General features: G+C 47.4%; 13 protein-coding genes. 12 read left to right on the forward strand and 1 reads right to left on the reverse strand.

Annotation, left to right across the window (positions count from 1 at the left end; genetic code table 11):
- Positions 1-89 precede the first annotated feature (89 nt).
- The 12 genes from urtB to ureG all read left to right on the forward strand — a co-directional run bounded on the left by urtB (position 90) and on the right by ureG (position 10679).
- On the forward strand, positions 90-1718 hold the full coding sequence (gene urtB / locus AB4154_RS00530; protein WP_372121929.1) for an urea ABC transporter permease subunit UrtB: 1629 nt from the start codon (positions 90-92) through the stop codon (positions 1716-1718).
- Positions 1719-1728: 10 nt separating this feature from the next.
- Complete coding sequence (gene urtC, locus AB4154_RS00535; RefSeq protein WP_372121931.1) at positions 1729-2901, forward strand: urea ABC transporter permease subunit UrtC; 1173 nt, start codon at positions 1729-1731, stop codon at positions 2899-2901.
- On the forward strand, positions 2898-3740 hold the full coding sequence (gene urtD, locus AB4154_RS00540) for an urea ABC transporter ATP-binding protein UrtD (RefSeq protein ID WP_017062506.1): 843 nt from the start codon (positions 2898-2900) through the stop codon (positions 3738-3740). Before urtC ends, urtD begins: the two co-directional genes overlap by 4 nt.
- A gap of 1 nt (position 3741) precedes the next feature.
- Entirely contained in the window at positions 3742-4437 is a 696-nt protein-coding gene (gene urtE / locus AB4154_RS00545; RefSeq protein WP_372121933.1) for an urea ABC transporter ATP-binding subunit UrtE, read from the forward strand.
- Positions 4434-5381, forward strand: a complete 948-nt coding sequence (locus AB4154_RS00550) for an urease accessory protein UreD (RefSeq protein ID WP_372121935.1) — start codon at positions 4434-4436, stop codon at positions 5379-5381. The genes urtE and AB4154_RS00550 overlap by 4 nt, the downstream gene beginning before the upstream one ends.
- A 133-nt stretch (positions 5382-5514) precedes the next feature.
- Positions 5515-5817 carry an urease subunit gamma gene (ureA, locus tag AB4154_RS00555; RefSeq protein WP_004735119.1) on the forward strand — a complete coding sequence of 101 codons (303 nt, stop codon included), beginning with the start codon at positions 5515-5517 and terminating at the stop codon, positions 5815-5817.
- A gap of 11 nt (positions 5818-5828) precedes the next feature.
- Positions 5829-6164: an urease subunit beta gene (locus tag AB4154_RS00560; RefSeq protein ID WP_017062503.1), complete on the forward strand. Its 336-nt coding sequence runs from the start codon at positions 5829-5831 to the stop codon at positions 6162-6164.
- Between the two features lie 39 nt (positions 6165-6203).
- Positions 6204-7907: an urease subunit alpha gene (ureC, locus tag AB4154_RS00565; RefSeq protein ID WP_372121936.1), complete on the forward strand. Its 1704-nt coding sequence runs from the start codon at positions 6204-6206 to the stop codon at positions 7905-7907.
- 77 nt (positions 7908-7984) lie between these two features.
- Positions 7985-8437 (forward strand): urease accessory protein UreE, encoded by a 453-nt coding sequence (gene ureE / locus AB4154_RS00570; RefSeq protein WP_048614367.1) that lies wholly within the window; start codon positions 7985-7987, stop codon positions 8435-8437.
- A gap of 235 nt (positions 8438-8672) precedes the next feature.
- Complete coding sequence (locus AB4154_RS00575; RefSeq protein ID WP_054542214.1) at positions 8673-9269, forward strand: HupE/UreJ family protein; 597 nt, start codon at positions 8673-8675, stop codon at positions 9267-9269.
- A gap of 42 nt (positions 9270-9311) precedes the next feature.
- The gene (locus AB4154_RS00580) at positions 9312-9992 is read left to right on the forward strand and encodes an urease accessory protein UreF (RefSeq protein ID WP_065584651.1); all 681 of its coding nucleotides are present in this window, start codon (positions 9312-9314) and stop codon (positions 9990-9992) included.
- Between the two features lie 48 nt (positions 9993-10040).
- Positions 10041-10679 carry an urease accessory protein UreG gene (gene ureG / locus AB4154_RS00585; RefSeq protein ID WP_017062498.1) on the forward strand — a complete coding sequence of 213 codons (639 nt, stop codon included), beginning with the start codon at positions 10041-10043 and terminating at the stop codon, positions 10677-10679.
- Positions 10680-10772: 93 nt separating this feature from the next.
- On the opposite strand, the gene xseA is transcribed toward ureG, so the two are convergent.
- Positions 10773-12119 (reverse strand): exodeoxyribonuclease VII large subunit, encoded by a 1347-nt coding sequence (gene xseA / locus AB4154_RS00590; RefSeq protein ID WP_065584650.1) that lies wholly within the window; start codon positions 12117-12119, stop codon positions 10773-10775.
- Positions 12120-12214 lie beyond the last annotated feature (95 nt).

A 12214-nucleotide genomic window follows, 5' to 3' on the forward strand; every position in this document is an offset into this window, starting at 1 on the left:
AAGGCTCATCGTTTCAGGTAACAACCACTATCCACACATCCTCCAAGTAAAAATAACAATATCTAACTTGGTTGGTTAAGGAAGCAGGGATGAAAAACGTATTAAACGTATTTAAAGTGCTGTTGCTCATGGCAGTCAGTGCTCAGTTGGCTTTTGCTGGAATAACGGATGAAGCTAGCTTTACCAAGGCGCTAGTTGGTAAGAAAACATCGGATAAAGAATTAGCTATCGATTGGGTGATTGAGACGCAAACGGGAGACGTGTCGAAAGCTATTTTAGATGGCTGGTTAAACGGAAACCTTTACTACTTCAATGAGAAACAGAGCGAGCAGTACAAACAGCTCTACCTCATTCAAAGTATCAAAACAGCGACGTCAGCTCAGTCAGTATGGGATGATTCAACGCTTAATATCGAGAATGCGAGACAGTTTAAAAAGGTTCGTGTGAATAACAAACTTCGCGGGATATTACGCGGGGAAATAGCCTCGATTGGACTGAACAGCGGCAACCCTGATGTGCGTTATAAGGCGGTTTTGGATTTGTTAGGAACCAAAGACGCTGACATTATCGAACGACTAACTGAACTCAGAGCCAATGAATCAGATGGCAAAGTAGCTGAGCTAATGGATTTGTCGTTAGCGATTGCCACTTCTCTTAATAACAGTGCCACCATTGAAGATCGTGTGGCTTCAATTGAACGAGTTGGTTACTTCAAACACTCGGTGGTTCTGAAAACACTGAATCAACTGTTAAACACTGAGCAAGATCCAAGCATTACCGCTGCAGCAGAACGTGCGATGGATAGCTATCAACAAAGCCAAGCACTCTATTCGGGTGTAGAAACCGTATTCTTCGGTTTGAGCTTAGGCTCGGTATTGGTACTGGCAGGCATTGGCTTAGCGATTACCTTTGGTGTGATGGGCGTTATCAACATGGCTCATGGCGAGCTGATCATGATTGGCGCTTACACCACCTATGTATTGCAGTTGTTGATGCCGAATCATATTGGCCTAGCGCTGATACTTTCCATTCCAGCGGCATTCATTGTTTCTGGCTTAGTGGGCATTGCGATTGAGCGCAGTGTGATTCGTCATCTTTATGGTCGCCCATTGGAAACCTTACTCGCGACCTTTGGTATTAGCTTAATCTTGCAGCAGGCTGTTCGCTCGATTTTCTCTCCTTTGAACCGCTCAGTGAGCACACCTGAATGGATGTCTGGCGCACTTCAATTGAACCCAATGTTGTCCCTGACTTACAACCGACTTTATATCATCTTGTTCTGTGGTTTGGTGTTTATGGGCTTATTAATGGTTCTGAAAAAGACACCACTAGGCTTGCAGGTTCGTGCGGTTTCTCAAAACCGTGGCATGGCTCGTGCGATGGGTATTCGTTCTGAGCGAGTTGATGCGATGACCTTCGGTTTAGGCTCTGGCGTTGCGGGTGTCGCGGGTGTGGCACTTTCTCAACTGACTAACGTCGGTCCAAATATGGGGCAGGCGTACATCATCGACTCATTCATGGTGGTGGTATTCGGCGGTGTTGGCAACCTATGGGGCACGCTAGTCGCAGGCTTAAGCCTTGGTCTGTTCAATAAAATTTTAGAACCATGGGCTGGTGCGGTTCTCGCTAAGATTCTGGTACTGGTTTTCATCATTCTATTTATTCAAAAACGCCCACGCGGACTCTTCCCGCAACGTGGTCGTGCGGCTGAAGGTTAAGGACAACATCATGCAGTCAAAATCATTTGTACTTTCGGCGATGCGTGGTGACAAAGGTGGCCAACTGACCATCCTTGCCATTCTTGCGGCCGTCATTCTTATCCCACTGGCTAACACCATGTTACCAAGTGGGCACCCGCTCCATGTCGAGACTTTCACTATCTCACTGATGGGCAAATACTTGAGCTACGCAATGTTGGCGTTGGCGCTCGATCTAGTGTGGGGCTATCTCGGAATCTTGAGTCTTGGTCACGGTGCTTTCTTTGCGCTTGGTGGTTATGCGATGGGCATGTACTTGATGCGTCAGATTGGTGACCGTGGGGTTTATGGTGATCCAGTCTTACCAGATTTCATGGTGTTCCTTGATTGGTCTGCGCTGCCGTGGTTTTGGCAGGGCTTTGATCAGTTCTGGTTCGCCTGCTTGATGGTGGTGTTGGTGCCGGGCGCGTTGGCTTACTTGTTTGGTTATCTGGCTTTTCGCTCTCGCGTGTCAGGGGTTTACCTTTCTATCATGACTCAGGCGTTAACTTACGCATTGATGCTGGCATTTTTCCGCAACGAGATGGGCTTTGGTGGTAACAACGGGCTGACGGATTTCAAAGACATCATCGGCCTGAGCTTACAGAGTGATGCGGTCAAGATAGGTCTGTTTGTCGCGACTGGTATTGCGCTTATTCTCAGCTACATAGCTTGTCGCATGGTGGTGACCAGTCGATTAGGTAGTGTGGCACTGGCGATTCGTGATACAGAGTCACGCACTCGCTTTATGGGCTATGACGTCGATGGCATCAAGCTGTGGGTCTTCGTTCTTTCTGCGGTTATCGCCGGTATTGCCGGGGCTTTATATGTCCCTCAAGTGGGTATTATCAATCCGGGAGAATTTGCTCCTCTTAACTCGATTGAGATTGTGGTTTGGGTAGCCTTAGGCGGTCGTGCCACTCTGTTTGGTGCCATTGTCGGTGCATTGATCATCAACTACGCCAAGAGTTGGTTTACGGTTGAGTTCCCGGAGGTGTGGCTGTTTGCTCTGGGTGGACTATTCGTACTCTCAACCATGTACTTCCCACAAGGTGTGATTGGCTTTGTCAGTGAAAAGTGGCAGCAGCTGCGCAAGGCATCAAATGGGAAAAACCAAGATAAAGGTAAGGATGATCAGCACAAGGCCAAGGAGGTGATCGCATGACCACATTTAATAGCGTAAAGGAATCGGTTCAGGCGTTCACTCGTCGAGACGAAGTCTTTGATTACCTCAAACCCGATATTCATCCTGCCATCGATACTCGACATAACGTGCTGTTGTATGTCGAAGGCGTCAACAAAAGCTTCGATGGTTTCCAAGCGATAAACGACCTCAACCTCTACATCAAAGAGGGAGAGCTACGCTGTATCATAGGTCCTAATGGCGCAGGTAAAACCACCATGATGGACATTATCACAGGTAAAACTAAGCCAGACACCGGCGAGGTGTGGTTGGGTTCGAACATCAACTTATTGAAGATGAACGAAGCCGAAATCGCCAATGCAGGCGTTGGGCGTAAATTCCAAAAACCGACCGTGATTGAGTGTTTAACTGTGTGGCAGAACCTTGAATTAGCCATGGCCGGTGACCGCTCAGTGTGGGCGACGTTCACCGCTGTGATGTCTGGTGAACAGAAAGACAAATTGACCTCGGTACTTGAGCTGATTCATTTAAAAGACGAAGCGGCGAATTTGGCAGGTAACCTGTCTCACGGACAAAAGCAGTGGTTAGAGATCGGCATGCTATTGATGCAAAACCCTAAGCTGTTGCTGGTGGATGAACCCGTGGCAGGTATGACTCACCAAGAAATGGATCGCACCTCTGAGTTACTTAACTCACTGGCAGGTAAGCACTCGGTTGTGGTCGTTGAACACGATATGGATTTCGTTCGTTCTATCGCCAGCCATGTCACCGTGCTTCATCAAGGTCATGTGTTGGCTGAAGGCACCATGGATCAAGTGCAGGCTCACCCTGAAGTTAAACAAGTTTATCTCGGAGAATAGGATGCTAGAGGTTAAATCAGTTAATCAATATTACGGTGAGAGCCACACGCTGTGGGATTTGGATATGCAGATCCCAGAAGGTAAATGCACGGTGCTAATGGGGCGAAATGGTGTCGGTAAAACCACCTTACTGCAATGCATTATGGGGTTGGTGAAGGTTGAAAGCGGTGACATCTCCTTATCGGGTGAGTCACTTTTGAAAACCGATGCCGAGGACCGTCCACTCCAAGGGATCGGCTATGTACCGCAAGGTCGCCAGATCTTCCCAATGCTCACTGTTCAAGAAAATCTAGAGGTCGGTTTACCGATTCGTAAAAAGGGTGACCGCAAGATCCCTGAATTCATCTTCGATATTTTCCCAGTGTTAAAAGAGATGCTACATCGTCGCGGTGGTGATTTATCGGGTGGCCAGCAGCAACAGCTAGCGATTGGGCGTGCGCTGGTGGTTAATCCAAAGCTATTGATCTTGGATGAGCCGACGGAGGGTATTCAACCCAATATTGTGCAAGAGATTGGCGACATCATTCGCATGCTCAACGAGAAAATGGGGCTCACGGTTCTGTTGGTTGAACAGAAGCTGCCGTTTGCAAGAAAGGTCGGTGACCGTTTTTGCATTATCGACCGTGGACGCCAAGTGGCAGAAGGTGAAATGACAGGGCTCGATGAGTCCTTGATAAAGGAGTACCTAACCGTATGAATTCTCTCTTTTCTCCGAATGAAGTAAGCAAGGCTTCTTTAGTAGAAGCTTTATCTTTGAATGAGACCATCGAACAAGATATTCGTGATGGTTGGCAAGCGAGTTTAAACCTCACCTTTGTCGATCGAGGTGATAAAACCGTATTAAAGAATCGTCAGCAGTCTGGTCCGCTTGCGGTGCAACGCCCCCTGTATCCTGATGGGGAAACGTGTTACACCTACTTACTCCATCCCCCCGGCGGAGTGGTAGGTGGTGACACTCTCAATATTAACGTGAATCTTGAGCACGGTGCTCACGCGTTGATTACCACACCCGGTGCGACCAAGTTTTATCGCTCAAACAACAAGTACGCCAAGCAGAAGCAGACCCTACGAGTGAAGAAAGATGCACGCTTGGAATGGATGCCGCAAGAGAACATCTTTTTCCCCAATGCACACGTTCGTTTAGATACTGAAATTCGCCTAGAAAAGGGTGCACAGTTTTGGGGTTGGGAGATGCACTGTTTTGGACGCCCTGCACAGAATGAGGGATTCGAGCATGGTCATCTCGTTGGGAAAACAGAAATCTATCTTGATAATCAAAGGCTTCTGACTGAAGGCTTTAATTTCCATGGTGGCGATAAGTTAATGATAAATATGGGGTTACTTGATTATTCAATGATGGGAACCTTTTATATCACCTCAAATGAGAAGCAAGATCTAGAGTTGGTACAGAGCTTGCTCATATCTATTACACAGCAAGCTTCACAGCAATCAGTTACATCAAAAACGTCGAGTGAACCCACATTAATATTGGGTGCTACTCAGATAGAAGGATTGATTGTGGTGCGAGCCTTGGGTAATTGGAGTGAAGATATCCTCCAAGCCTTTGGTCAGATTTGGCAAGCAACTCGCTCTCATTTATGTGGTACGACTCCTGATTTACCAAGGATTTGGGCGACTTAGCGATTAGCCCTTTTTGTACCTAGGGTGACTTCCGACCCTAGGTACATTTTTTCAAGCTTGCTGTGATTGAATCCCACTTACTGCTCATGCGTTTTTGAGCAATAAGAAAACAACACTAACAGCGGGCGGCTAAATGGAATTAACACCAAGAGAAAAAGATAAGCTACTTATCTTCTGCGCAGGAATGCTGGCACAGCAGCGCAAACAAAAAGGCTTAAAGCTCAACTACCCAGAATCTATCGCACTGATCAGCAGTGCCATTCTCGAAGGTGCCCGCGAGGGTAAAACCGTTTCAGAATTAATGGATTTTGGACGCACACTTCTTACTGTCGATGACGTTATGGAGGGGATCCCTTCCATGATCCCTGATGTACAAGTCGAAGCCACTTTTCCTGATGGCACCAAGCTGGTGACCGTTCATGAACCTATCGTGTAGGGAGAAGTAATATGGCTGGTTCCACAAAACAATACTCAGGATTCGTTCCCGGAAAAGTAGAAACCGCACCGGGTGACATCACTCTCAATGAAGGCCGAGACACAACGTCCGTTAAGGTGCAAAACATTGGCGATCGTCCTGTCCAAATTGGCTCTCATTACCACTTCTATGAAGCAAACCCTTCGCTGATCTTTAACCGAGAAGTCACTAAAGGCTTTCGACTCAATATTCCTGCGGGTACTGCAACCCGCTTTGAGCCGGGTCAGTCGCGTAGCGTCGAGTTAGTGCGTTACGCCGGTAAGTTAGAGATCTATGGCTTCCAAGGAAAGGTGATGGGCAAGCTCTAAGCGCTCCCACGGAATAATGAAAATAACAAAGGATTGAACATGGCGACGATATCCAGACAGGCTTATGCCGAAATGTTTGGGCCAACAGTCGGTGACCGAGTGCGTCTTGCTGACACTGATTTATGGCTAGAAGTTGAAAAAGATTACACCGTATACGGCGACGAAGTGAAATTCGGCGGCGGCAAAGTTATCCGTGATGGACAAGGGCAAAGCCAACGTCCAAGTGCCGAAACTCCAGATTTGGTGATCACTAACGCGATTGTGTTGGATTACTGGGGCATCGTAAAAGCCGATGTCGCAGTCAAAGATGGTCGAGTTCAGGCATTGGGCAAAGCGGGCAACCCAGATGTTCAACCGGGCGTTGATATTGTGATTGGCCCGGGCACGGAAATTTTAGCAGGCGAAGGTTCGATTCTCACTGCGGGTGGCATCGACTCTCACATCCACTTTATCTGTCCGCAACAGATTGAAGAAGCTTTGGCGTCGGGTGTGACGACCATGATAGGCGGTGGCACGGGGCCAAACACAGGGACTAACGCGACGACATGTACACCGGGTCCGTGGAACATGCACCGCATGCTAGAGTCACTCGATCAATTCCCGATGAACTTTGGCTTGTTAGGCAAAGGCAATGCCAGTCAGCCAGAGGCTCTACGCGAACAAGTAGCTGCAGGCGCAGTGGGTTTGAAGTTGCACGAAGATTGGGGAACCACACCCGCTTCCATCGATACTTGTTTAAGTGTTGCTGACGAGATGGACGTACAAGTTGCGATTCATACCGATACCTTGAATGAGTCTGGTTTTGTTGAATCGACACTTGGCGCAATTGGCGACCGCGTGATTCATACCTACCATACTGAAGGTGCGGGCGGTGGTCATGCTCCCGACATTATCCGTGCGGCAGGTGAACCCAACGTTCTGCCTTCTTCGACTAACCCAACACGACCTTACACGGTCAATACGGTCGATGAGCATTTAGACATGTTGATGGTGTGTCATCACCTTTCACCATCAATTGCAGAAGATGTCGCGTTTGCTGAATCTCGTATCCGCCGTGAAACCATTGCCGCAGAAGACATTCTTCATGATTTAGGTGCGTTCTCGATGATCGCCTCGGATTCTCAAGCTATGGGACGAGTAGGCGAGGTAGTAACACGTACTTGGCAAACCGCGCACAAGATGAAAGTACAGCGTGGTAGCCTAAAAGAAGATTCAGACTACAGCGATAACTTCCGTTTAAGACGTTATGTCGCTAAGTACACCATCAACCCAGCGATCACTCATGGTATGTCTCATGAAATCGGTTCGATCGAAGCCGGGAAATTAGCTGACCTAGTTCTATGGAAGCCAGCCTTCTTTGGCGTGAAACCAAGCGTGATTTTGAAAGGCGGCATGATCGCCATGGCGCCGATGGGTGACCCAAATGCTTCAATCCCAACACCTCAGCCAGTCCACTACCGCTCTATGTTTGGTAGCTACGGCAAGGCGTGTCAGAACACATCAATGTTGTTTGTCTCTAAAGAAGCCAAGGCGCAGAACATCGACAAGCAATTGGGTCTGCAGAGCTTGATCGGTGTTGTGAACAACTGCCGAAATATCAGCAAAGCCGACATGAAGCTCAATGATTGGATGCCGAAGATTGAAGTGGATTCTCAGACGTACCAAGTACGCGCCGATGGTGAATTACTAACGTGTGAGCCTGCTGAAGAGCTGCCAATGGCACAGCGGTACTTTCTATTCTAAGCCTTTGACTAAAGAATCTTATTTTAGTGACCCTATTTTGAACGTTATAAATCTCACAAGGAGATTGAGGTAATAGCATGATTGAACTGACTCAACTGAATACTCAAATACAAAATGCACCGGACGGCTATTTGAGCCTGCCGATCGATAGTCGCATCAAAAGCCGCCTTAAGGTGATGCTAGATGACGGGCGCAATGCAGGGCTGTTTCTACCACGAGGTCATATCTTGCGTGGCGGCGAACAACTCTCAAGTGAATGTGGTTTAGTCGTAGAAGTGAAAGCGGCACCGGAAACTGTTTCGACTGTTTATTGTGAAGACCCACACTTGCTAACGCGAGTGGCGTATCACCTTGGTAACCGTCATGTTCCGCTGCAAGTGGAAGCGGGTTGGGTTCGTTATCAACACGACCATGTTTTAGATGAAATGGTTGAAGGCTTAGGCGCGAAAGTGACCACTGAGAAACAACCGTTTGAACCAGAAGGCGGTGCTTATGGCGGTCGCTCTGGTGGACATCATCACCATCATTAATCGAGTCATTGATGACTCACTAAACGATTTATATAACAACGATATTAATAACAATAATACCAATCACAGTAAGTAAGTGATCAACAATAGCGCAGAAAAAAGGCTTGAGAACAAGGCATAATTTTTCGATAAGTAGTTATTCTACAATCAAAAATTATAACGCAGTTATCGAGCATTTTAGCAAGCTAGGGTGAGCAATTATTTACTACGATTGGTATAAAGCAAGGAACTCGCGATGAACTTTAAAACAGCTGTAGGCTTATGCACTTTCACAATAGCTTCTCTAACAACATCAACGATGGCTTTCGCTCACCCAGGACATGGGGCGCATTCGGTTCATGAGTCTCACTCGTTTATGTCTGGCTTAACTCACCCTGTGACTGGCATGGATCATCTGATCATGCTGATCGCTTTCGGTTTATTAATTGGCGCATTGTCATTTTCCACCAAGACAAAAGCAGCTCTGATTGGCGGTGGATTGGTGTCTTTAGTGGTAGGGCTTATCGCAGGCCAAGCCCTAGGTTTCTCTGTGATTGTTGAGCCTGCCATTATCGCTTCTCTGTTTGTCGTCAGCTTATGTTTATGGCATGTATTCTCACCATCAACCAAGCGTGTAAACAGCGTATTAGTTGCTTCGATTGCTATGTTGTTTTTCCATGGTTACGCACACGGCGTTGAAGCCGCGAGCAACCTGACTCAGTTCGCAACAGGCATGAGTATCAGTGCTTTGGCTCTGATGGTTATCGGTACTTTTGTTGGTCGCGCGGTTTACTCTAAATGGTTGTCAGTCGGCGTGGCTTCAGCAAGCGCACTATTGCTGTTAGGCGCGTAGGCTCTCGAACTTATTTGATTCTGGAAGACTGAGGGCACGATTATGACCACAACAGAAAATGTAGCCGTCTATCGTCTGTTTCAATTGATCAGTCCATCGTTGCCGATTGGTGGGTTCACTTATTCGCAAGGCTTAGAGTTAGCGGTTGAAGCGGGGTGGGTGACCGATCGCAACAGCATGGAACAGTGGCTTAATACCATCGTCAGTTCCAGTGTCGCAACTTTGGAATTACCTATCTTAGAGCGTCTTTATCACGCGCTAGAAAAGGGTGAAATCGATGAGATTGAGCATTGGTGTAACTACTTATACTCAAGCCGTGAAACCAGTGAATTGCGAGCGGAAGAAAAGCAGCGTGGGCATGCATTGAACACCTTGTTGAAGCGCTTGGATATCGATATTTCGCTGGTGGATTCTGTTGATAGTCATCCAAACCAATTGTTGGGCATGTGTATGGCGGCCCAGCATTGGGGTATTGATTTAGAAAGTCTCAAGCAGGGTTACTTATGGAGTTGGCTTGAAAATATCGTTACTGCAGGCGTAAAGCTGGTGCCTTTAGGCCAAACCGATGGGCAATTGGCATTGATTAATATCACTAACACCTTTCCCGAGGTGATTGAGAAAGCACGCACGATAGAGGATTGGATGATAGGTAGCTTTTCGCCTTCGATGGCATTAGCGAGTTCACTGCACGAAACACAATATACACGACTATTTCGTTCGTAGCGGTCAGCGCGAACGAGTTAGCAAGAAAAGAATATAAGGAAGTAGATAATGGAAAGTTATAAGCAACCCCTTCGAATTGGTATTGGTGGTCCGGTTGGATCTGGTAAAACAGCGCTATTAGAAGTGCTTTGTAAAGCGATTCGCGACAAGCTCAATATCGCAGTGGTAACCAACGACATCTACACTCAAGAAGATGCCAAGATACTTACGCGAGCAGAGGCTCTAGAACCAGATCGTATTATTGGTGTTGAAACGGGTGGCTGTCCGCACACGGCGATCCGTGAAGATGCGTCGATGAACTTAGCTGCGGTAGAAGAGCTTGCCAAGCTGCATAAGAACCTCGATGTGGTATTCGTCGAAAGTGGCGGTGATAACTTGAGTGCGACGTTCAGCCCTGAATTAGCCGATCTTACCATCTACGTGATTGATGTAGCGGAAGGGGAGAAGATCCCACGTAAAGGCGGACCGGGTATTACGCGTTCTGATCTGCTGGTTATCAATAAGATCGATTTAGCACCATATGTGGGTGCGTCACTTGAGGTGATGGAGCAAGACACACAACGCATGCGTCCAACCAAGCCATACGTGTTCACCAACCTCAAAGAGAGCCAAGGGCTAGACTTCATCATCAACTTTATTGTGACTGAAGGGATGCTAACCATGAAGGAGCCTTCTACTACTGAGTAGGGTTGGAATAGGTTAGTTTTTTGAAAGCGTTAGATACTAAAAAGCCCTGTCGATTATCGATAGGGCTTTCTGGTTTGAAACGTTAGGTCGAACTTAAAGCTCGCTCTTAGTCACTCTTGTGGTCACTTGCGACTCAATCACACCGTCTTCAACTTGAGTGGTGATCACTTCACCGACTTCGACATCGTTAATCGATGATACCGTCTTGCTCGATTCTGAATGAGTAATGCTGTAGCCACGCTTTAGGGTTGCCAGTGGACTAACGGTCTCTAACTTCTCTGCAGCCATAGCGAGCTGGTGGCGAGTGGTTAGTAATGTCTTGTCCATTGCATCCAATAGCTTTTGCTCTGAACGTTGCAGATGCAGTTTCTGTTCGCCAAGGCGTTTCACTGGCGAGTTCAATTGAAGCTGGTGCTGTTTACGTTCAACACGCTGTGCATGCTGTTTTAGGTATTGAGTCATACCACGACGCAAACGCATATCTAGGTCATCAAGCTGCTGACTCTGCTTTTGAAGTTGGTAGCTAGGGTGTTGCTTCTCTAAGCGGTATTTCAACGTTTGAGTTGATTGCGCCTGTTTGATTAACACATGACGAATCGCACTGACTAAGCGAGCACGTTTAGACGCGAAAGCTTGTTCTTTATGACTGTTATCACGGCTAACCAATTCTGCGGCAGCTGATGGCGTTGGGGCACGCATATCGGCAACGAAATCAGCGATAGTGACATCCACTTCGTGGCCAACGGCGCTGATAATCGGGATTTGGCTTGCTGCGATTGTGCGAGCTACGATCTCGTTATTGAAGCACCATAGGTCTTCCAGTGAGCCGCCACCACGGCCGACGATTAACACATCACATTCATTGCGTTCGTTAGCGCGTCCAATCGCTTGGGCAATCTGAATCGCCGCCTCTTCGCCTTGAACCATGGTCGGGTAAACCACAACCGGTAGCGAAGGATCGCGCCTTTTTAGTACATCAAGAATATCAAACAGCGCTGCACCGGTTTTAGATGTGATAACGCCAACACGTTTTGGGTGTTCAGGAAGAGCTTGCTTACTTGATTGAGCAAACAGTCCTTCTGCGGCAAGGTTCATCTTCAGCTTTTCAAATTCTTGCTGAAGTTTACCGTCACCCTCTGGCTGCATGCTTTCGATGATCAGTTGGTAGTCACCGCGTGGCTCGTAAAGAGATAGGCGAGCTTTGACTAAAACTTGATTGCCGTTCTGAGGCTTAAAGGTGACACGGCGGTTATTGCCACGAAACATGGCGCATTTAACTTGAGCGCGAGAGTCTTTTAGCGTGAGGTACCAGTGACCAGAGACAGGTGCAGAGAAGTTTGAGATTTCACCAACGAGCCAGACTATTCCCATTTCGTTTTCTAATAGGAGACGAACCTCTGAGTTGAGGCGAGAAACAGTAAAGATGTTTGGATTAGTCATAGAAGCACTATCTTTCCTTGAAGGAAGGTCTTTCTTGGAATCTCACAGGGCGTGAGTATGGAAGATAGCGGCAATATAATACATAGCAAGGGGGT

It is taken from the genome of Vibrio sp. 10N.286.51.B11, from assembly GCF_041469245.1.
Classification (GTDB): Bacteria; Pseudomonadota; Gammaproteobacteria; order Enterobacterales; family Vibrionaceae; genus Vibrio; species Vibrio crassostreae_C.